The organism is Picosynechococcus sp. PCC 73109 (assembly GCF_001521855.1).
Taxonomy (GTDB): Bacteria; Cyanobacteriota; Cyanobacteriia; order Cyanobacteriales; family MRBY01; genus MRBY01.
This window is the reverse complement of record NZ_CP013998.1, coordinates 1,209,239-1,229,757: the sequence shown is the minus strand read 5'-3', so window position 1 is coordinate 1,229,757 and position 20,519 is coordinate 1,209,239. Positions and strand designations below refer to the sequence as shown.

The window sequence follows — 20,519 nt, the reverse complement described above, 5'->3', positions numbered from 1 at the left end:
AAAACCCGTAAATATTAGATCCTAAACATCTGTGGAACCTTGACCGAGATTCCCACACAACCCCACGGGATCATCCGGACTAACCGGGATCTTCTGATTAAAATTGTTAGACCTGATATCCTGAGAACTAGACCCCTTTATAAGATCGCTCTCTAGAAACACCCATGCACCTGAGTGAAATTACCCATCCGAACCAACTCCACGGCTTGACCGTCCGTCAGTTGGAAGAGATTGCCCGGCAAATTCGCGAAAAACACCTCCAGACGATTGCCGCAAGTGGTGGCCACCTCGGCCCTGGTTTAGGGGTGGTTGAACTAACCCTCGCCCTCTACCAAACCCTTGATCTCGATCGCGACAAGGTGGTGTGGGATGTCGGTCATCAAGCTTATCCCCATAAGTTGATCACCGGACGCTACAACGAATTCCACACCCTCCGGCAAAAGGATGGGGTAGCTGGCTACCTTAAGCGCAGTGAAAACGTGTTTGATCATTTTGGTGCTGGCCATGCCTCGACCAGTATTTCCGCAGCGCTAGGGATGGCATTGGCACGGGATGCCAAGGGAGAAGATTTTAAATGTGTGGCAGTCATTGGTGATGGTGCCTTGACCGGCGGCATGGCCCTCGAAGCCATCAACCATGCAGGTCATTTACCCGATACGAATTTAATGGTGGTTCTCAATGACAATGAAATGTCTATTTCCCCGAATGTGGGAGCCATCTCACGATACCTCAATAAAGTTCGCCTCAGTGATCCCGTTCAGTTTTTAACCGATAACCTCGAAGAACAGGTTAAGCATCTCCCGTTCCTTGGGGACTCCCTCACCCCAGAGATGGAACGGCTCAAGGACAGCATGAAACGCTTGGCTGTCTCAAAAGTTGGCGCCGTCATCGAAGAATTAGGCTTTAAATATTTTGGCCCCGTGGATGGCCACAACCTCGAAGAGCTGATCCGCACCTTTAAACAGGCCCACAAGGCTAAAGGCCCGACCCTCGTCCACGTCGCCACAGTTAAAGGCAAAGGTTATGCGATCGCCGAAAAAGATCAAGTGGGCTACCATGCCCAGAAACCCTTTGACTTGGCCACAGGCAAGGCTTTCCCCTCGAAGAAACCAACCCCACCGAGCTATTCCAAGGTCTTTGCCCATGCTCTGACCACCCTCGCGGAAAACAACCCCAAAATTGTCGGGATTACAGCGGCAATGGCCACTGGTACCGGGTTAGATAAGCTCCAACAGAAATTACCAAAACAGTACATCGACGTCGGTATCGCCGAACAACACGCCGTTACCCTAGCAGCGGGCCTCGCCTGTGAAGGAATGCGGCCAGTGGTGGCGATTTATTCGACCTTCCTGCAGCGGGCCTACGACCAAATCATCCATGATGTTTGTATTCAAAAATTACCGGTCTTTTTCTGCCTTGACCGGGCGGGTATCGTCGGTGCCGACGGGCCGACCCACCAGGGGATGTATGACATTGCCTATCTCCGCCTGATTCCCAATATTGTGGTGATGGCACCCAAGGATGAAGCTGAACTGCAACGGATGCTCGTCACGGGGATTGAATACACAGACGGGGCGATCGCCATGCGTTATCCCAGGGGGAGTGGCATTGGCGCACCGTTAATGGAAGACGGCTGGGAACCCCTGCCCATCGGTAAAGGAGAAATCCTGCGCAATGGTGACGACATTCTCCTGATCGGCTATGGTGCCATGGTGCACTCGACCCTCCAGGTGGCCGAAATTCTCAGTGAACACGGCATTAGCGCCACGGTGATCAACGCCCGTTTTGTGAAACCCCTGGACTCTGAACTCATTGCGCCCCTCGCCAAGCAAATTGGTAAAGTGGCCACCTTTGAAGAGGGTTGCTTAATGGGTGGTTTTGGGTCTGCGGTCTGTGAAGCGCTCCAGGATCATGATGTGCTTGTTCCCGTAAAACGCTTTGGCATTGGGGATGTGCTTGTGGATCATGCAACTCCAGCGGAATCAAAAGCGGCCCATGGGTTGACCCCAGCCCAGATGGCCGAATCCATTCGGGCGGCATTTTTCCAGAAAGACGCCGCCAAGACAACCACCACCGTTTAAGCAAAATTGACTGTGCTTTGACTTTGATCCCCAGTGTGCCCTCGCTGCCCTGGGGATTTTTTGATGGTGGAACCGTCACAGAAAATTGCGATCGCCAAACCGAACCCGTAAAATTTGGGAGCCTCCCTGTATTTTTGCCTATGAAACGCCGCCACCTGCTCAAATACGGAACCTTTGCTGCCTGGGGTTATGGTCTCACTGCTTGCAATCGACTTCCAGATACCGTTCGTCTGCCAGGAAGATCTGCGAAGCAAGCTAACTTAGAATCAACTCCGCCGGTATTAGATCTGAGTGCCCCGGAAAAACAAACCCTCACCCTGGGTTATGTGCCGGACTTGGCGATCGCCCCCTGGCTGATGGCCCTCACCCAAGGCTTTTTTGAGCAGTATGGCCTGGAAGTTGAGCTGTATCCCCAGGTGGATCAACAGGCCGTGGAGCAGGGGCTACTAGAATCGCGTTTTGATGCGGCGATTACCTCTTTTTCGACACCACTGATTTATCAGCTCAAAAGTCCTAGGGTTGATCTGGTCGCGTTGATGCAGATCCATCGCCACGGCGGTGTTTTTTGTGGCCGCCAACAGACCTGGGCTGATAATATTCGTTCTGGCATCGACTATGCGAATTTTGCAGAATTTGCGGCGGCCTACCGGGACTATGTGCGGGCTTTACCGGAAAAAACCTTTGGGGTAGACCACGACTACAGCACAACGGCCTATCTTTACCGCTATTGGTGGGCGGCCCTGGGTTTCCATCCAGATCGAGATTTAGAATTAGTCACCTTTGCGCCCACGGAGCTGCGTCATAAATTGCAGGCAGGGTTGATCCAAGGCTACTGCAGCCAAGAACCTTGGGGACAAGAGGCGATCGCCAACGATTCTGGTTTTATCCAATATCTCTCAGGGGATATTTGGCAGGGCCACCCGGGGCCGGTGATGACCACCAGTGCGGGCTGGCTAGAAGAAAACCCAAATACAGCTAAGGCTCTCATTGCCGCCACCCTCCAGGGTTGCCAATATTGCCAAGATCCCACCAACGCGGCCACCATTGGCCCGCTCTTGGCCAGTAACCTTGACCTTGATCCCGCTGCCCTCACCGCCCTCTTTGGTGGCCAATATTTTTACGGGGGAGACGGCGATCGCCCCATTGCCCGACGGGATAGTCCCATTTGGTTTGACCAAGGGCGACGGATTACGGCCCCCGACCAGGCTAATTATTGCTGGCAATCCCATGGCCTGTGGCTTCTCACCCAGATGGTCCGCTGGCGGCATTTTGGGCTGCGGCAATATCCCCAAAATGCCCGTGAATTGGTGGCAGCAGCTTATCCCCCGGAACCCTACGGGGCGATCGCCCAGGGATTTGGGTTGCGTTTACCGCCTGAGCCTTTTAAGTCAGAGATTCACTTCATTGACCAACGGGCTTTTTTACCGAACCAAGGGGCCAGTTATCTTAACCAGTTTAAAATCCGCACCTGATGCTATTTCCCGATACAAAAACGGCTAAAGATCCGATCCAAAACCGATTCAGTCACCCCTTCGCCGGTAATTTCCCCTAGGGCCTGGATCGCACTGCGTAGATCGATTGTCCAAAAGTCCAGGGGCAATCCTTGGGCAATGGTGCTTTGCACTTGAATAAGGGCCTGTTGCGCCTGGGTTAAGGCTGCGGCTTGCCGTTGATTAATCGCAAAATCGAGATCGGCGGCTCCCACTTTTCCCGCTTGCACCAAATTGGCGATCGCCGTTTCCAATTCATCCACACCCTGGTGCTGGGCTGCCGCTGTTTTGACGACCCCTTGCACTTGGGGCGGAATTTCAATAGCCTCCGGTTGGCCGATGTCAATTTTATTAAGGATCAAAATTAAGGGTTGATTGGCTTTTGCCGCCACAATTCGCTGAAAAATTTCTTGATCTGCTGCTGTCCATCCCACCGCCGCATCGATGGTAAACAAAATCAAATCCGCCTGTTGGGAAGCGGCGAGAGAACGGGCAACACCAATTTTTTCCACGGCATCCTCTGTATCCCGGATGCCCGCCGTATCCAATACCTGTACCGGGATACCCTGCACCACAAGCTGGGACTCTACCACATCCCGCGTTGTCCCTGGTAAATCCGTGACGATGGCGCGATCGCTGCGACTCCAGGCATTTAACAGGCTCGATTTCCCCACATTGGGACGGCCCACAATCGCTACCTTTAACCCCGTGCGCAATAGTTCACCCCGGTCAGAAGTCTGGAGAATTTGTTCAACTTTTTCGAGCACCAGGGTGAGATCCTGTTGAATTTGCGGCTCATCCAGGGGAGGTAAATCGTCTTCAAAATCAATGCGGGCTTCCACTTCCGCCAAAATATCTAAACATTGACCCCGAAGCTGCTGGATTGGCTGGGCCAGCTTCCCCTGGATCCCTGCTAGGGCCACCTGGGCCGATTGGGGTGATTTTGCCCCCACCAGTTCCGCCACACTTTCAGCCTGGGTAAGATCGATGCGACCATTCAAAAAGGCACGGAGGGTAAATTCTCCTGGTGTCGCCAACCGCGCCCCAGCCCCTAAACAAAGCTGTAGCACCTGTTGCACGGGAATTATGCCCCCATGGCAGTGAAACTCCACCACATCTTCGGCAGTGAAGGAACGGGGGGCCAACATCAGCAGGAGCAGGGCTTCATCGACAATCGTTTGGGTTTGGGGATGACGTACATAGCCATACAGAATGCGATGACTCTCCCAGGTCTGCTGGCCAGGGGCTTGAAAGAGTTGACGGGCAATGGGAAGGGCCGCTGCACCGGATAGACGGACAATGCCAATGCTGCCTTGATTTGGGACGACGGCACTGGCGATCGCCACAATGGTATCGCCTAGGTTCACAGTCTAAAACGGGATGTCATCGAGGTTCGGTTCCGGTTCGCTGGGAGCCGGGGCAGGATTAGGAGCGGGAGCCATGGGGTTAATGGGCACCACATTACTGGGGGTGACGGGTGAAGTCGGCACAGAAGGGGCCATGGTCGTTCCAGGAGAGGTGGGGCCTAGACCAGCACCAATAGCTTGGATTTGCGAAATCACTAACTCTGCCTTCTTTTCCTTAAAGCCTTCGGGGCGTTCGATGGTGTTCATCGTCAGTCGTCCCGTCAAGATCACTTGATCACCGTCGTGGTAATTTTGCTGGATGTCTTGGCTGAGGTTATCGCCCCAACCCACGGCCTTGAGTCGGCAGGCGGGGTCTCCCTCCCGGAGCGCCGGAAATTCGATGGTGATCTGAGCCAGGGGGGTATTGTCGGGGGTATAGCGCAGTTCTGGTTCCCCTAGGATGCGCGCCATTAATACACAACTATTCATTTCGTCTCGGTTGGCGATCGCCTAACATACGGTTCAATTGTACTTTTTTAAAGCCACGGGTTGCCGTTTAGAAGCGGAGACCTAACCCTCCTTGGAGCGCAACGGCCTTTTCATTTTTACCTTCATAGGCATCAAAGGCAAATACCGCATTGGTAAAGAGCACCGTGTTGCCATTGGGCAGTGCATAATCAAGTCCCGGTTGAATCACCAAGGTGTTTCGATCGCCGACGGGGGAAGGGTTGTTTCCGGTTGCGAAGGAATAGCCAGCGCCCACATAGGCATCGAGTTGCCAGGTTAGGGGCACATCATAGGAAATGGTCGGCACAATGGCGGTACTGCCAGAACCGATAAAGGCTTGGGTCCGGAGGGAAATAGGTAATTTCAGAAACTTATAACGGGCAGCAAGCACGGCACTCAATTGCTGTCCCTCACCGTTCCAGTCGGAGGAAACGCCAACGCTCGCCCCAGCACCCACATAGCTACCATAGGCGGCCTGGGCCTGGGCTGTGGATTGGTAAATCGCGCCAGTGAGTCCTGTTAGTAAAGTCGTGGCGATCGCCACGTGACTTAAATGCTGTCGGCCGATGCAAGCAAGGCTCATGTTTATACTCCTCAAAACCATGGAACGGAAATTGTCCAGAATTGCTGCTATTTTAAGGTAAATTTTAGCTTTCTACCACAGAGTTTCGGGGGTGCAAAGGACTTATTTTTGAAGTTTTAGGGGCCGTTACTAGAACAATATTTTATTCTTTAAGTTGAGTAAATATTATTTGTCCAATTGATTTCGTCCAAAACTTAGGCTAGAGATTCAACGTTTTCTAAAACAACAATGCCCGGTTGAACCAATTCCCAAAGATTATCTTGATCTATGGCCGCAATGCGAGCGGGTTTGAGTAATTTAATTGTCTGTAAATCTGGCTTTTGGTTACCGTAGCAGATAAAAGTTTGCTGAAAAAAAGTGTAGTTATCGGGGGTGATTTTAAGCTGGGCGCGGGGCACAAGGTAATACTGATTTTGCACTTCGATGGCCCAATAGTCCCCTTGGTCATCGGTTTGGAATAATAACCCGCTCAGGAAATTTTCAGTTTCTCCGTCAGTTTCGGGGTCTTGGGTCACAGGCGGTTGGACAGCCAAGGCGATCGCCTCTGAGGCCAGGCCCATGGCATCGGCATTATAGGTTTCCACCAAGGCATCGTAGACATTGAGAAATTGCACCGGAAAATCAGCGTCTGTGTCTGTATCAATTTCTGTTTCTACGGGGTTCGGATCTGGGTGATCGAGCGTTTGTGAAGCTGGATTGAATGCCTCTGGGTCGTCTAGGGTGTTCGCGGCTAGGGGCTGTGAAGGCGGTGTTTCGCTGAAGGGAATAGTGGTGGGTTGGGTTGTTACTGGCGGCGGGGCGATCGCCGCAAAATTTTCCTTGGGCGAAAGATCGTAGGTGTTTTGGAGTCGCTTGATAAGCTTTGCTTCTAGCCGATCAAGATCAAAGGAATCCGGTTCCGCATCCGGGAAATAGCGATTTACAGGCGAAGCTGTTGGGGTCGGTTTCCGTAGATAAAACAGGGCGAGGGTCGCGGTGCCTAACAGAAGGAGCAGTCCCAGGAGAAAATTGGTGGTACGCAGGCGTTGTCGCAGGCGCTGATTATCCCGCTGGAGGGTTTGGATCATTGCCGAAAAAGTCGTGCCATCATCCACAACGGTATTTTCCAGACTTAGGCTCGTGTAGAGATAATCAATCGAGGTGACCAGATCCGGGGCAATCGCCCCTTGGGTTGCGGTTTCATTCAGGGTTTTGAGGGTTTCGCTGAGGTCACTTAACTGTTGTGCAAGATATTCTTCGAGTTCCGTTTGGGTAACGCTACCGTAGAAACCATAGTCTGCTTCACTGAGGTTGCGCCGTTCAAAAAAATCTAAAAATTCCTGGAGCCGCCGGATCGTTTCCGGATTAAAGCCATCTACAAAGGGTTCAAGCAGGTTGGTGAGATTATTGAGCTGCTGATCAAGGTTGGCGATCGCCGTTGCTAAAGCTTCCCGTTGGGCCGGGTCTTGAATCGTTGCCAGTTGCCCTTCCAGCAACCGGATCTGTTCTTGGAGTTGTTGCAGGCCAGCCCGATCATTCCGAAAAATTTCTGCATCGAAGGCCGCTGTTCCAGTGTTGAGCGCCGCCAAATTGTCAGGGAACTCTTCTAGTTCAGGCCGGAGACCAACAAAACCTTGGTTTAATAACCACAACTCCGCAAGGAATGAACGCCCTTGGGTAGTGGAGGTGGCTTCTTGGGCAAAGGTTGGAGGTATTAGGACAGGTGAGAGCAGTGCCGATCCGCCTGTGCCCAGCAGTAAACTCCCCAGGATTAAACTGTGCCAGCCTTGCCTCATTGCCATACTCTTTTCCTGCGATAGGATTCTTGAACAAAAAAAATTGTGCTCAGAATGTGTGAACTTACTTAAGGTGATTCTAAGGCAGCTTTCCCCCAGAAATTAGCTTAGCCCCAGAAATTTATCGCCGTCATACCCAGAAAATAAAAAGAGATATGCTACCCTAACCAGTGACTTTATGCCCGCCCCTAACTCCTATGAAAATCCGCATTGGTAACGGTTACGATGTCCACCGTCTCGTGCCTGGTCGTCCCCTCATTTTGGGAGGCATTCAGCTAGAACACCACCTCGGCTTAGATGGCCATAGCGACGCAGATGTTTTGACCCATGCGATTATGGATGCGATGTTGGGTGCTCTCAGTTTGGGGGATATTGGCCATTATTTTCCGCCTACAGATCCCCAGTGGAAAGGGGCCGATAGTATTGAATTGCTCAAGCAGGTACATCAACTTATCCAAGAACGGGGCTGGCAAATTGGCAATATTGACTCTGTAATTGTCGCTGAACGCCCAAAACTGAAACCGCACATCCAAGCCATGACTCAATGTCTTGCTGAAGCCCTGGGAGTTGATCCGGATCAGGTGGGTGTTAAGGCCACAACCAATGAAAAACTAGATGCCATGGGTGAGGAAAAGGGAATTTGTGTCCATGCTGTCGCCCTGTTAGTGCAAGTATGAGTCATGGATAATGAAAGTTAAAGAAATTATCAAACTCATAGAACAAGATGGTTGGATTCTCACTAGAACTCGCGGAAGTCACCGTCAGTACAGGCATCCAACTAAACTAGGATTAGTAACAGTTGCAGGAAAATTCAGTGACGAATTAGCTCCTGGAACCCAAAATAGTATTCTCAAACAAGCTGGTTTTTAAAGTAACAAAGTAGAAATGATGCGCTATCTAATCGTCATCGAAAAAACCGATACGGGTTATTCAGCTTATTCTCCAGATTTATCTGGTTGTGTCGCAACAGGGGCAACAGAAGTTGAAGTGACGCAAAATATGCAAGAGGCGATCGCCTTTCACCTTGAAGGATTGCAATTAGAAGGCTTAGAAATTCCACAGCCTTCTGTTTCTTCTGCCTATGTTGAAATTGCAGCGTGAAAAATAAATGCAGCAACAAAAAAGAGGAGACATTATTGGCCTCCTCTTTTTAAGGATTGATTTAAGAAATGAAGCTATTACAGCAGATAGACAAGGCCGAACAGGATAATCCAGACCACATCCACAAAGTGCCAGTAGAGTTCCGCTGCTTCGACACCAAAATGGGCCTGGCCACTGTAATGACCGGCTTCGCGCGATCGCCACAACACTGCCAAGGTAAATAACAGCCCTGCCGTCACGTGGAGACCGTGGAACCCCGTCAGCACATAGAAACAACTGCCAAACAGATGCTCCGTGAGGCCAAACTCCATGTGGGCATATTCATAGACCTGGCCACCAAGGAAGACTGCCCCCATCAGTGCCGTAATCCCGAACCATAGCTGGAGACCTTTGACGTCGTCGTTTTTGATCGCGCTTTGGCCCTTGTGCATCACAAAGCTACTGCTGACCAGGATGATCGTATTCACCGTGGGCACGAGCAATTCTAATTCCTTTGTGAAACCAGGCATCGTCGCCTTATAAATCAAAAAAGCGGCGAACAGCCCCAGGAAAATCATACTTTCTGCGACCAGAAACATCACGAGGCCAAACATCCGGTAGTCAGGATGGCCATGGTGTTCCGTCGGGGGCGTTTGATAATCGGTGGCGATCGCCGTATTGGTGGTTGAACTTTGCATTTTTGCGACTCCTCTAACTCATTTCTGCCACTTCAGCGAGCATCTCTTCAATGGAATCCTCATCTCTGGGTTCTCCATCAATGCCATACTCATAGGGGCCAGCCCAAAGGACGGGTGGCTCATCAAAGTTTTCGATACTCGGCGGTGAGGTCGTTTGCCATTCCAGGGTGAGAGCACGCCACGGATTCCGTCCGGCTGCTTTCCCATTGACTAACCCCAAGACGATTGAGACCAAAAACGGCAACGTTGATAACGCCAAAATGTAAGACCCTAAGGTACAAACTTGGTTTAGGGGCTGGAACTGGGGATCATAAAGGGCAATGCGGCGGTTCATCCCCTGGAGACCCAGATAGTGCATCGGCAAAAAGGTCATGTTAAAGCCGATAAAGGTCATCGCAAAGTGAATTTTGCCCCAGGTTTCGTTGTACATTTTGCCCGTCATTTTCGGGAACCAATGGTACACCGCCCCAAAGAGGGCAAAGACAGAGCCACCGAAGAGGACATAGTGGAAGTGACCCACGACGAAATAGGTGTCATGGACATGGATATCAAAGGGAGCTGCTGCCAACATCACCCCTGTTAAACCGCCAATCAGGAAGGACGAAAGAAATCCAATGGCGAAGAGTAACGCGGAATTGAGTTGTAACTTGCCACCCCAGAGGGTCGCACACCAGCTAAAGATCTTGATCCCCGTCGGTACTGCCACGAGCATGGTGGTTGCCATAAAGAACATCCGCAGCCAGCCAGGGGTGCCACTGGTAAACATGTGGTGCGCCCAGACGATTAAACCGAGAAAGCTAATTGCTAAACCGGAGTAGGCGATCGCCCGATAACCAAAGATTGGTTTGCGGGAGTGAACCGGGAGAATTTCCGAAATCACCCCAAAGAAGGGGAGCACCATGATGTACACCGCTGGGTGGGAATAAAACCAAAAGAGGTGCTGATAAACAATCGGATCGCCACCGCCCGTGGGGTTAAAAAAAGCTGTGCCTGCCATCAGGTCAAAGGACAGCAAGATCAAAGCTGCGGCCAAGACCGGAGTCGAGAGCAAAATTAACGCCGAAGTCGCCAACATCGCCCAACAAAACAGCGGCATACTGTGGATGTCCATATCCGGGGCACGCATTTTAAAAATCGTGGTGACAAAATTAATCGCCCCCAAAATCGAAGCCGTCCCCAAAATCAGCAGACATAAAATCCAGAGTTCTTCGCCCCACTTCCCAGAGATCAAACTCAAGGGCGGATAGGACGTCCAACCCGCCTGGGGGGCGCCCACAAAGAAACTCAGAATCAGAAGAATACCGCCGACAGGCTGCATCCAAAAGGCCACCGCATTTAACCGAGGGAAAGCCATATCATCCGCACCGATCATCAGCGGGATCAAGTAATTGGCAAAGGCGGCTCCGGCGGGCACAATCCACAAGAAGATCATGATCGTGCCGTGCATCGTAAACATTTGGTTATAGACTTCGGGGGAAACAAAGTCTGGGTCTGGGGTCGCAAGTTCTGTGCGGACAATCTCTGCTAATGCACCACCAATGAAGTAAAACAAGAAAGCCGTAACGAGATATTGAATCCCGATTACTTTGTGGTCAGTACAAAAGGTGAAGTAGTCCGTCCATTTGCGATCGCCCGCATGGTGTATTGTCGCGTCACTCATGGTTGATCGTTAATTAGTTATCGTGCGTTTACTAAAAAATTAGTTACAGGTTTAATTGGTTTTAGTTGGTTTAATTGTTTGAAAAAGCCTGACCTTACTGGGCCATCGACATCATTCCCAAAGGATTATGGGGAATCTGCTCTAGGGTATTTTCAATAATCCCCATCTCCTCGGCGTAGGCTTGGAGAAACTCTGCATCGGTTAAGGCCGTAGAATCGACGGGTAACGGTTGACCCTCGCCATCTTGCAGCGCCACTGTGCGCGACTGCACCCATTGGTCATAACCCTCTGCCGTTTCAACGGTCATCGTAGTTTTCATGCCGCCATGGTAAGAGCCGCACAATTCTGCACAAATCACCGGGTAGGTGCCTTCTCGGTTGGCCACAAAGCTCAGTTGTGAAACCTGGCCGGGCATCACATCTTGTTTAATGCGAAATTCTGGGAGCCAGAAAGCATGGATCACGTCTGCTGCTTTCATGTTGAGTTGAATTGGGCGATCCACAGGCACATGGAGATCCCCGGAGACAATGCCCGTATCGGGGTAGGTGAAAATCCAGGCATATTGCAGGCCATTCACGTCAACCACTAAAGGATCTTCATCGTTGGCCGACATGGATTTACCAATGCCAATGGCAATTTTAGAATCTGGTTCCATTGCCACCATGTTGTCCATGGTATTGGGGTTGTGTTGATGATGGTGGGCCATGGTCATACCGCCCCCAGAAACCATCGGGTCGAGGCCGCCCATTTTGTTATAGATTTCAAAGCTATAGATCGCCAAAATAAAGACGATGACGGTGGGGATCGCTGTCCAGACAATCTCTAGGGGAACATTGCCTTCGATCGCCGGGCCGTCGGTCAAATCCCCCTGTTTGCGGCGAAATCGAATTAGACAAATCACCAAAACCCCTTCAATCAAGATAAAAAGACCAGTGGCAATGGTCATCATCAGATTAAACAATTCATCGACATCATTGGCGTCGGCGGAGGCGGCAACGGGTAGTAAACCATGGTTTTGACCGTACCAGAGACTGATGAGGGTAATGGCAATTCCAGCGATCAAGGTCGTGATGCTATTGGGAATATTCACGGGAAATTTTGGAGCTTTTTTGGAATAACTGCTGGTTACCACGTTAAAACAAACTGTTTGGAAATGCCTTTGGTTTGTCACAATCTTCATGGTTGACTGATGACAAATCTTGATGATTTTGTATCAAGGTTATTTAAAACTCAATTATGTAATCTATCTGGCCAAAAACTTAAGATTATATTTAGATTTCCTCGGTTATTCGTTGCTTAAATGTAAAGAATTTGTACAGGATAGGTCGCTGAACAGCAGCGTCTAAATGGGTTCACTACAGTGTTAATTAATGAGATTTAGCTATTTTTCTTAGCCTAAAATCTAATTTGTGTAGCTATTTACATCTGTGGCAGTTCTGACTCCGTAGATTGTTAAGCGTTTTGTGAGGAGGCTTCATGGCTCATTCCATTTCATCTCCAAATTCTTTTTCGCCAGCGAGTGATCAGGTGAAAACATGGGTTCGTCGTTTGGTTTGGAAAATGGCGATCGCCACCTTGTTGTTAATGGCGATTGGCAGTGCAACACGGGTGATGAATGCGGGACTGGCTTGTCCGGATTGGCCCCTGTGCTACGGGCAACTGGTGCCGACCCAACAGATGAATTTACAGGTTTTCTTGGAGTGGTTCCACCGTTTAGACGCGATGTTGATCGGTCTCTCGGCGATCGCCTTGGTGGGACTCACTCTCTGGTTCCGGACGGCACTACCCCGTTGGCTGCCATGGGCTGCGAGCTTTGCCCTGTTTTTGATTGTGTTTCAAGGGATCCTAGGGGGATTAACCGTCACCGAACTGCTACGCTTTGATATCGTCACAGCCCACCTGGGGACGGCTCTCTTTTTCTTTGTTACCCTGCTCACCATTGGCAGTTGTTTGAGTGACTATCGCGGCAACGGCACCGCCGGAAAATTACCTTGGTTTGGTTTGACGGCAGCCATTTTTATTTATCTCCAAAGCCTGTCCGGAGGTTTAGTCGCCTCCCAGTGGGCCTTGCACCAGTGCTTTTTCCAAGGGGATATGTGTGTGGTAATGGACAGTCACATCGTCGGTGTTGTCCCTGCTACCCTCGCAACGCTCGTCACTGTGATCATGGCTTGGCGGACGCCAGCGCTCCACCCTACTCTCCGCAGCCTGGCCAATGTCGCCATGTTACTGGTGTGCTTACAAATTTTGATTGGGGTGGCCACCTTTAAACTGCATCTGCAAGTGGAACCCCTCACCGTGACCCACCAGGCCGTTGGGGCGAGCCTCCTTGGGACTTTGGCGATGTTTTCTGTCTTTGCGTTCCGCGATCGCCAGCCCCACACCAGTTAAGTCAAACCCTATCTCTCCATTCCTCTGCGTCTTTATTAAATTCAGGTATTTTTATGCTCGGCACCAGCCTTTCTCCGCACCATGAAAACTTTTGGGCGGTTATCAAAAGCTATTACCAACTCACCAAACCCCGCATTATTCCCCTACTGCTGATTACCACCGCTGCTTCGATGTGGATTGCCTCCCATGGTCACATTGACCCGGTAAAGTTACTGATTACGTTGCTGGGGGGGACCCTCGCCGCCGCCTCTGCCCAAACCCTCAACTGCATCTATGACCAGGACATCGATTTTTCGATGCAGCGCACCCGTAAGCGGCCCATTCCTTCTGGTCGCGTCCAGCCACGCCATGCCTTGATTTTTGCGCTGATTTTGGGGAGTTTGTCTTTTTCCCTGTTAACGGTATTTGTGAACCTGCTTAGCGCCTGTTTAGCGTTATCGGGCATTGTGTTTTATATGCTGGTCTATACCCACTGGCTGAAACGGCACCACGTACAAAATATTGTGATCGGTGGGGCCGCAGGCTCGATTCCGCCCCTGGTGGGTTGGGCGGCGGTTACGGGTCAGTTGGATTGGTCAGCCTGGATTTTGTTTGCGCTGATTTTCCTCTGGACGCCGCCCCATTTCTGGGCCTTGGCCTTGATGATCAAAGAGGATTATGCAGAAGTTGAGGTGCCGATGCTGCCCGTGGTCAAGGGAGAAAAAATAACCGTCGATCAAATTTGGATTTATACATTAATCGTTGTGCCCTTTAGTCTGTTGCTGGTGTTCCCGTTCCAAGCGTCTGGGCTGTTTTATGCGATCGCCGCCTTAGTGCTGGGAGCCATTTTTATCCAAAAAGCCTGGGAATTGAAGCAAAATCCCTTTGATCAGCCCCTAGCGAAGTCAATGTTTAAATATTCGATTCTTTATATGATGTTGCTTTGTACGGCGATGGTGGTGGATAGTTTACCTGCGGTGCATGATGTCACTGCCCTGGTGACCACAACCTTAGCTTCCCTGACTTAAATTAATGACGCCCTTGTTTTCGCGCCTGCTCGCCCTCGCCCACAACAACCATGCAGCCTTCTATGCCCCCGGTCACAAAGGTGGTCAGGGGATTTTTTCTGGGTTGGCACAAGCCTGGGGTAAGGAAATTTTTCGGGCAGATTTACCGGAGCTCCCCGATCTCGATAATCTATTTGCGCCAGAAGGGGTGATTTTAGAGGCTCAAACCCTAGCTGCCGAAACCTTTGGAGCTGATCAAACCTGGTTTTTGATCAATGGTTCCACCTGTGGGATTATCGCTGTCATTTTAGCGATGGTAGGGGAAGGGGAAAAAATTCTCTTACCCCGCAATGTCCATCAATCGGCAATTTCTGGCTTGATTTTGTCTGGGGCGATACCAGTTTTTGTGAATTCGCCCTACGATCCCCAATGGGATTTGAGTTATGGTTTAACGCCAGAATCTGTTGAGCAAGCCTTGCAAATTCATCCCGATATTAAAGCGGTTTTTGTTCTTTCTCCCACCTATCAAGGGGTTTGTCCAGATTTAAAGGCGATCGCCGCCATTACTCAGCGCCACAATATTCCCCTCATCGTTGACGAAGCCCACGGGAGCCACTTTAAATTTCATCCTAATTTCCCGCCCCCGGCCCTCGAACTCGGTGCCGATCTGGTGATCCAATCAACCCACAAAACCCTAGGGGCGATGACCCAAGCCTCGATGCTCCATCTGCGAGGAACCAGGGTTGATCCCCAGAAAATTAACCGCGCTTTACAACTCGTCGAATCCACCAGTCCCAGCTATTTACTTTTGGCTTCCCTGGATGCGGCCCGTGCCCAAATGGCAACACGGGGCGAAACCCTTTGGTCAGAAACACTCACTTTGGCGCAACGAGCACGGCAGGCTTTGATCCCGATTCCAGGATTAAAAATTTTTGATCCCCAACCCCAGGCGGGCATCGAATATTTTGATCCCACCCGCCTCACAGTTGATGTTTCTGGCTTGGGGTTAACGGGTTATGCCGCAGATGAAATCTTAACGGAAACTCTGGGGGTGATTGCAGAACTCCCCCTAGGGCGATCGCTCACTTTTATTCTCACCTTTGGCAATACAAACCAGGATATTCAGCGGCTAATCGATGCGTTTCAAACCCTCAGCGAAAACAATCAAGCACAACAGCCTTTAAACAAGCCAAACATTTCAACCCATCAGCCTGAAACCTGCTATGGACTGCCACAACTCTCGCCACGCCAAGCTTTCTTTGCCACCAGTAGAACCGTTGCCCTTGAAGCCAGTCTCAATCAAATTTGCGCGGAGTTGATCTGTCCTTATCCCCCTGGGATTCCGGCGATTATGCCCGGTGAAAAAATTACGGCAGCCACCCTCGCCAGCTTGCGCCAGACGTTACAACTGGGAGGGGTGATCACAGGGGCCAATGATCCGAGTCTAAAAACGATTCGTGTGATTGATTAACCTAAAGCAAAAATTTGGCGATCGCCTCGGCGACCCCATCCTCTTCGACAGAAGTTGTCACAGCGTCCGCAACGGTTTTGAGGGCAACAGGAGCATCCCCCATGGCTACGCCAAGCCCCGCATATTCGAGCATTTCCCGGTCGTTAAAATTGTCGCCAATGGCCATTACATTAGTAGCCTGCAACCCTAGAATTTCTTCGGTGAGGAATTTCACCGCTTGGCCTTTCGTCGCCGTCGGTGAGGTGAATTCTACATACACAGCCGTGGACTGGGTACAGTAAATTTGCTGCTGGGTGTAGCGTTTTTGCACGAGGGGCAAGAGGGTTTTCGGTACCGTTTCCGTGTGGCAAACCGCAAGAATTTTTGTGGGAGCCTGGGTAACAATATCCCGCAAATCGGTGAGCAAATTTGCCTTGCAACCCGTTCTCTCTTGGTAGGCTGCAGTCCGCTCATTAAAGTCATCGACATATAACTCGTCGTTGTGATAGACGTGCAAATGGAGCTGCGATCGCCAAGCCTGGGTACTGAGAAAATCCAGAATATCAAGGGCAATGTCTGCTGGCACCGAAAGCTGTTGGTGGGGAAGCGTCTGCAAGGGATCTTGAATCCAAGCGCCGTTATAGGCAATCAAAGGAACATCGGAGGCAATGGCTTCGTAAAATCGCTTGGCCGAACAAAACATACGCCCGGTGGCGATCGCCACTTTGATCCCTTTCCGTTGGGCCGCTTGGATCGCCTCTAAAACCTGGGGACTCACTTGGTTTATTTTCCCGGAAATCGTGCCGTCAATATCCAACACCAGTAGGCGAATGTCCTGCATTGTTTCGGTCAAAATGGTTGCCCCTAAAGCATAGAAGAGTTCCCCTATCCCAGCAACGACCCAAACCCCAAGGCCGGATTGCCACTTTGTATAATAAAAAACACAAGTACAAATTATTGCTGCATTCAAGTTTTAGAGAATTTCACCATGACCACCGAGCGGGAATTTGCCGAATGGCCCGAAAAAATTAGACGGGTTCGTGGCCAAGCGCCCCAACGCAAAACCCAGCGTTCAACCCAAGCGCCCCGTTGGTTACCGATTCTGCTGTTCTTTTCGAGTTTGGCGATCGCCCTTTGGTTCAACCAACAACTCCAGCAACGTCCGGTACAGTCCGGTGGGGAATCGTCCGCAGTAAGACAATATCGACTCTAGGGAATCAATTTTCTGGTCGTTTTCCCTGGATTTAATGCAGGTGCAAGCTTGTTGCTAAGGTTTTTTACGCCAAGGCTCTCAACGAAGGTTTACTTTTTGCAAGCTTAAGTCACTACCTGAATGACCCTGTGCTTGGTCTACGAGAGGATAAAAATCCGGTATTGACTGAAAAAATATCCCCTGGGACAGGCTGTGAGGGAACCCTGACTTCGGTTATAAAATTGTTTAGATTTGAGAGGGCGAACGAGGGGACTCGAACCCCCGAATGGCGGAACCACAATCCGCTGCCTTAACCACTTGGCTACGCTCGCCATAATCACGATTAATAATGTTATCGAATTGATTTTATTTTGTCCAGGTTTTTTATGAAATTTTCTCAAATTAGCGGTGTGGTCAGCGGCTTCGGCGTTGTTGCCCTTGGGGCGATCGCCTACTTAACCAATCCTCCCCTAAGCCAGTATCGCAATTATGCGGGTGAACAGATTGCCATCTATCTCAAGGATAATGTCTGTCAAAATTCGGGCGAGGATCTGCCCCTCGGTTTAGGCAATCTCCAAAGCGATTTGCTGCGCAACTACTGCAAAACCCTGGTGGATGCGAGCCAGGCCCAATTGGGCGAAATCGTCAGTCGGCAAACCAGCGTCAATAATTATTTTTTCTTTAGCATCTACCAAACGGATATTGTTTTACCGGAGCCCTTTCCACGGTATTCCTTTGAGACGGTGGGGATTTTTCAGCAGTTCTACACCTACCGGGCGGAAAAAAGCTAGGGGGAGCATTGCGCCCAGGCCTGATGGGAGAGTTTCAAACGGGCGATCGCCTCATCCACCGACCCAACACACACAGGAATTTCAAAATCCACCGCATCGGCCATCTGGGGCACCATGGTTTGTTCGGCCCACTGAACCAATTCTGTCCACATGTCGCCCACCAAAATAAACGGCATATTATGGATCGAACGCACTTGGAGCAACTGCCAAATCATCAACGCTTCGAGGGTTGTCCCGATCCCCCCCGGCATCACCACAAACGCATCGGAGACCAAAACGAAATGGTGCAGGCGTGAGAAAAAAGTCTGGTGCTGAAACACCTCCTCGACAAAGGGATTAACCTCCTGTTCAAACCCCAAATCCACGCGAATACCAATGGATTTTGTCCGGTCATGGGGATCTGCTAAAACACTGCCTTCGTTCGCTGCTTCCATCAAACCAGGGCCACCCCCCGTCACAATGTCACAGCCGAGGGTCGTCAACTCACTGGCTAAGCGGCGCACGTCTTGGTAGAGGGGCGAGTCACGGGTAATCCGGGCTGAACCAAAAATTGTCACGCGATAGCGATCGCGGCGGGGCGGCTGAATACTACTCAGGCCATTGACCACTTGCCAGAGAGATAACACGGCTTCTTGCACAATGTCATAGCTCATGGTCTGTTCGCTGAGGCTGACAGGAAAGCAAGGGGAAGGTTGGCCGTTCGCTTCGTTTTTCATGGTGATTTTTGCCCGGTAATGGGAGCAATCTTACAATATTTCCGGGAATTTCCTCGATGGCGACTGGGCGGATTGGTGGTTTAGGGGGCCACCTTGATGCCTGGGTCTGTCAAGAAATCGGTCTCATTTTGCCGTTGCCAGAGCCAGCGATCGCCAAGGTTAACCAGTTGATTGATGGCACACACATCGGGGCTAATGGTTTGATCTGTTCCCAGTAGATAATTCAGACAAATGCCCAGAGGAATTTTGTGGCCAATCAAAAGCAAGTTGCCGGAATAAGATTTTAGTAACTGCTTGAGGGTCTTAATCGTCCGTCGCTGCACCTGGGCGGCATTTTCGGGGTAGTCGGGGAAACATTTTTCCTGGTAGCGCCAGTCGATATGGATAAAGTTTTGGCGTAAAAAAGCTTTGGGGTGGGTCAGCGACGGGCGAGTCATCCAATGGGGATTTTGCCATTCCCCCAGGCCCGGTTCTGGCTTCAGAGGGAGGTTTAAACGTTGGGCGCAATAGTGACCCGTTTGGATCGTGCGCAGGAAAGGAGAAGTGAAAATATGGTGAATCGTTTCTGGGGCGAGGCGATCGCCCAACTCCTGGGCTTGGCGGTGGCCAGCGGGACAAAGGGGCGGATCATAGGGATAGAGGGCCGTGGTAAACCAAGCCGGTTGCACAAAATCCAAGCGATTTCCGTGGCGCACAAACCACAACTGTCGGCCCCAGGCGCTATGGGAAACGGGCTTAAACAGCATCTCTAGACGTGGAGATTTTCCGGCAAGATCACTTCCAAAGCCTCTGCCCAAACCGGGAGATCATTACGCACCAGATCCCAGACAAAGGCAATATTGACCGCCTCGTAATCTTCACTCATGGTTTTGGCGATCGCCTCTAGTTCAAACCAAGGCACTTGGGGGAGTTCTGGGTGCATCACCTTGGGAATATTTCGCGCCGCCAGACCCATAATTTCGATCCGCCGAATCACCGCATCCTGAACCACAATATTGCCGAGGAATTCCGTCCAACTCAGATCCGCTAGATAATTAATCGCGAGCCGCGCCGAAATGAGAATATCCAATAAAACTAATGTGTGCCGATCCGCCATGGAAAACCTCGAGATAAGCTCCGGGTGGAGTAGTAAATCGCTATAGTGGATAGAATGATCACTTAACAAAGTATCGTATCGACTTGATGGAGCCGCTGTTCCCCATAGATATCCGCTGATGAAACGTCAAACTCGTTCACGTTACGATCGCCCTCCCTACGACCGTCCGAGGTATCCCGAACGGGAACCCAAAAAGTCCCTCTTTAACTTCAACTATGCAACTCTGGCACTGTTTGGGGGAATTTTTGTCCTAGGGGTGACGGTGGGCATCGGCTTTAGCTCCAGTACCAATCTTAACCCGACAAGCATTGATTCTCGCCTGGAAATTGACCGTCAAGCTCCGGATGCTGAACTTTGCCAACAATTTGGTGCGAGTGCCATTGTGACGGACATGAAAATCTTTGTGACCCTCAACCCCTTCAACGTTTTTGTCACTCAGCCGCAGATGGAACCAGGCTGTGTGATTCGGCAAAATAACTGGGCAATCCTCGAACGGCAGAACCTGGTCACCTCAGAACAAGTCAACGACTGCAAACGGCGCATGAATACCTTTGGCTATACCGGTAGTCTGCAAGGGTCACCGAGTATTAACTGTATCTATCAAAATGATGCGGCAGGGAATCTCTTCCTCAATCAACCTGGAACGACCTCAGTCCCAGAATCTGACCGCTTCTAGG

The 20,519-nt window shown here is 50.7% G+C and carries 22 protein-coding genes and 1 tRNA gene; 11 read left to right on the top strand and 12 right to left on the bottom strand.

Features of this window, described 5'->3' with window-relative positions; genetic code table 11:
• The first annotated feature begins 164 nt into the window (after positions 1 to 164).
• Both dxs and AWQ23_RS05975 read left to right on the top strand, forming a co-directional pair.
• Entirely contained in the window at positions 165 to 2,081 is a 1,917-nt protein-coding gene (gene dxs, locus AWQ23_RS05980) for a 1-deoxy-D-xylulose-5-phosphate synthase (protein WP_062433464.1), read from the top strand.
• 140 nt (positions 2,082 to 2,221) lie between these two features.
• Complete coding sequence (locus AWQ23_RS05975; RefSeq protein WP_198158698.1) at positions 2,222 to 3,553, top strand: CmpA/NrtA family ABC transporter substrate-binding protein; 1,332 nt, start codon at positions 2,222 to 2,224, stop codon at positions 3,551 to 3,553.
• A gap of 2 nt (positions 3,554 to 3,555) precedes the next feature.
• Here the strand turns inward: AWQ23_RS05975 and mnmE are convergent, their stop codons facing one another.
• From mnmE to AWQ23_RS05955, 4 genes are all read right to left on the bottom strand, one after another.
• Positions 3,556 to 4,938 carry a tRNA uridine-5-carboxymethylaminomethyl(34) synthesis GTPase MnmE gene (gene mnmE, locus AWQ23_RS05970; RefSeq protein ID WP_062433457.1) on the bottom strand — a complete coding sequence of 461 codons (1,383 nt, stop codon included), beginning with the start codon at positions 4,936 to 4,938 and terminating at the stop codon, positions 3,556 to 3,558.
• A 3-nt stretch (positions 4,939 to 4,941) separates the two neighbouring features.
• Positions 4,942 to 5,406, bottom strand: coding sequence for a single-stranded DNA-binding protein (locus AWQ23_RS05965; RefSeq protein WP_062433455.1), 465 nt, complete (start codon positions 5,404 to 5,406; stop codon positions 4,942 to 4,944).
• Between the two features lie 67 nt (positions 5,407 to 5,473).
• Entirely contained in the window at positions 5,474 to 6,007 is a 534-nt protein-coding gene (locus tag AWQ23_RS05960) for a hypothetical protein (RefSeq protein WP_062433452.1), read from the bottom strand.
• Positions 6,008 to 6,201: 194 nt separating this feature from the next.
• The gene (locus tag AWQ23_RS05955) at positions 6,202 to 7,788 is read right to left on the bottom strand and encodes a hypothetical protein (RefSeq protein ID WP_062433450.1); all 1,587 of its coding nucleotides are present in this window, start codon (positions 7,786 to 7,788) and stop codon (positions 6,202 to 6,204) included.
• 191 nt (positions 7,789 to 7,979) lie between these two features.
• Between AWQ23_RS05955 and ispF the strand changes: the two genes are divergently transcribed.
• From ispF to AWQ23_RS16300, 3 genes are read left to right on the top strand one after another with little or no spacing between them, the layout of a single operon-like run.
• Positions 7,980 to 8,459, top strand: coding sequence for a 2-C-methyl-D-erythritol 2,4-cyclodiphosphate synthase (ispF, locus tag AWQ23_RS05950; protein ID WP_062433447.1), 480 nt, complete (start codon positions 7,980 to 7,982; stop codon positions 8,457 to 8,459).
• Positions 8,460 to 8,469: 10 nt separating this feature from the next.
• Positions 8,470 to 8,652 carry a type II toxin-antitoxin system HicA family toxin gene (locus tag AWQ23_RS16305; protein WP_232308975.1) on the top strand — a complete coding sequence of 61 codons (183 nt, stop codon included), beginning with the start codon at positions 8,470 to 8,472 and terminating at the stop codon, positions 8,650 to 8,652.
• Positions 8,653 to 8,667: 15 nt separating this feature from the next.
• Positions 8,668 to 8,883 carry a type II toxin-antitoxin system HicB family antitoxin gene (locus AWQ23_RS16300; protein ID WP_223209862.1) on the top strand — a complete coding sequence of 72 codons (216 nt, stop codon included), beginning with the start codon at positions 8,668 to 8,670 and terminating at the stop codon, positions 8,881 to 8,883.
• Positions 8,884 to 8,960: 77 nt separating this feature from the next.
• Here the strand turns inward: AWQ23_RS16300 and AWQ23_RS05940 are convergent, their stop codons facing one another.
• The 3 genes from AWQ23_RS05940 to AWQ23_RS05930 form a co-directional block, all read right to left on the bottom strand.
• Positions 8,961 to 9,560 carry a heme-copper oxidase subunit III gene (locus tag AWQ23_RS05940; RefSeq protein ID WP_012306786.1) on the bottom strand — a complete coding sequence of 200 codons (600 nt, stop codon included), beginning with the start codon at positions 9,558 to 9,560 and terminating at the stop codon, positions 8,961 to 8,963.
• 13 nt (positions 9,561 to 9,573) lie between these two features.
• The gene (gene ctaD / locus AWQ23_RS05935) at positions 9,574 to 11,220 is read right to left on the bottom strand and encodes a cytochrome c oxidase subunit I (protein WP_012306785.1); all 1,647 of its coding nucleotides are present in this window, start codon (positions 11,218 to 11,220) and stop codon (positions 9,574 to 9,576) included.
• 94 nt (positions 11,221 to 11,314) lie between these two features.
• On the bottom strand, positions 11,315 to 12,310 hold the full coding sequence (locus AWQ23_RS05930; protein ID WP_062436555.1) for a cytochrome c oxidase subunit II: 996 nt from the start codon (positions 12,308 to 12,310) through the stop codon (positions 11,315 to 11,317).
• 386 nt (positions 12,311 to 12,696) lie between these two features.
• Between AWQ23_RS05930 and AWQ23_RS05925 the strand changes: the two genes are divergently transcribed.
• Genes AWQ23_RS05925 through AWQ23_RS05915 form a run of 3 tightly spaced genes read left to right on the top strand, consistent with a single transcriptional unit; the run spans position 12,697 to position 16,068 of the window.
• Positions 12,697 to 13,611 (top strand): heme A synthase, encoded by a 915-nt coding sequence (locus tag AWQ23_RS05925; RefSeq protein ID WP_030006260.1) that lies wholly within the window; start codon positions 12,697 to 12,699, stop codon positions 13,609 to 13,611.
• 53 nt (positions 13,612 to 13,664) lie between these two features.
• On the top strand, positions 13,665 to 14,618 hold the full coding sequence (locus AWQ23_RS05920) for a heme o synthase (RefSeq protein ID WP_062433443.1): 954 nt from the start codon (positions 13,665 to 13,667) through the stop codon (positions 14,616 to 14,618).
• 4 nt (positions 14,619 to 14,622) lie between these two features.
• Positions 14,623 to 16,068: an aminotransferase class I/II-fold pyridoxal phosphate-dependent enzyme gene (locus AWQ23_RS05915; protein ID WP_062433440.1), complete on the top strand. Its 1,446-nt coding sequence runs from the start codon at positions 14,623 to 14,625 to the stop codon at positions 16,066 to 16,068.
• A gap of 1 nt (position 16,069) precedes the next feature.
• On the opposite strand, the gene AWQ23_RS05910 is transcribed toward AWQ23_RS05915, so the two are convergent.
• Entirely contained in the window at positions 16,070 to 16,888 is an 819-nt protein-coding gene (locus AWQ23_RS05910) for a Cof-type HAD-IIB family hydrolase (protein WP_062436553.1), read from the bottom strand.
• A gap of 147 nt (positions 16,889 to 17,035) precedes the next feature.
• On the opposite strand from AWQ23_RS05910, the gene AWQ23_RS05905 reads away from it, so the two are divergent.
• On the top strand, positions 17,036 to 17,260 hold the full coding sequence (locus AWQ23_RS05905) for a hypothetical protein (RefSeq protein ID WP_062433437.1): 225 nt from the start codon (positions 17,036 to 17,038) through the stop codon (positions 17,258 to 17,260).
• Between the two features lie 238 nt (positions 17,261 to 17,498).
• Here AWQ23_RS05905 and AWQ23_RS05900 read toward each other — a convergent pair.
• Positions 17,499 to 17,571: transfer RNA gene (locus AWQ23_RS05900), tRNA-His, on the bottom strand.
• Positions 17,572 to 17,625: 54 nt separating this feature from the next.
• Here AWQ23_RS05900 and AWQ23_RS05895 point away from each other — a divergent pair.
• Entirely contained in the window at positions 17,626 to 18,030 is a 405-nt protein-coding gene (locus AWQ23_RS05895; RefSeq protein WP_062433434.1) for a DUF4359 domain-containing protein, read from the top strand.
• Here AWQ23_RS05895 and AWQ23_RS05890 read toward each other — a convergent pair.
• The 3 genes from AWQ23_RS05890 to AWQ23_RS05880 form a co-directional block, all read right to left on the bottom strand.
• On the bottom strand, positions 18,027 to 18,746 hold the full coding sequence (locus AWQ23_RS05890) for an LOG family protein (protein ID WP_041443431.1): 720 nt from the start codon (positions 18,744 to 18,746) through the stop codon (positions 18,027 to 18,029). The two genes, AWQ23_RS05895 and AWQ23_RS05890, sit on opposite strands and share 4 nt — an antisense overlap.
• 80 nt (positions 18,747 to 18,826) lie before the next feature.
• A complete protein-coding gene (locus AWQ23_RS05885; protein ID WP_062433432.1) occupies positions 18,827 to 19,492 on the bottom strand; it encodes a histidine phosphatase family protein in 666 nt (221 codons plus the stop codon).
• A gap of 2 nt (positions 19,493 to 19,494) precedes the next feature.
• Positions 19,495 to 19,842, bottom strand: coding sequence for a DUF86 domain-containing protein (locus AWQ23_RS05880; protein ID WP_012306775.1), 348 nt, complete (start codon positions 19,840 to 19,842; stop codon positions 19,495 to 19,497).
• A gap of 118 nt (positions 19,843 to 19,960) precedes the next feature.
• Here AWQ23_RS05880 and AWQ23_RS05875 point away from each other — a divergent pair, with 118 nt between their 5' ends.
• Positions 19,961 to 20,518 carry a DUF3172 domain-containing protein gene (locus AWQ23_RS05875; protein WP_012306774.1) on the top strand — a complete coding sequence of 186 codons (558 nt, stop codon included), beginning with the start codon at positions 19,961 to 19,963 and terminating at the stop codon, positions 20,516 to 20,518.
• The last annotated feature ends 1 nt before the right edge of the window (position 20,519 follow it).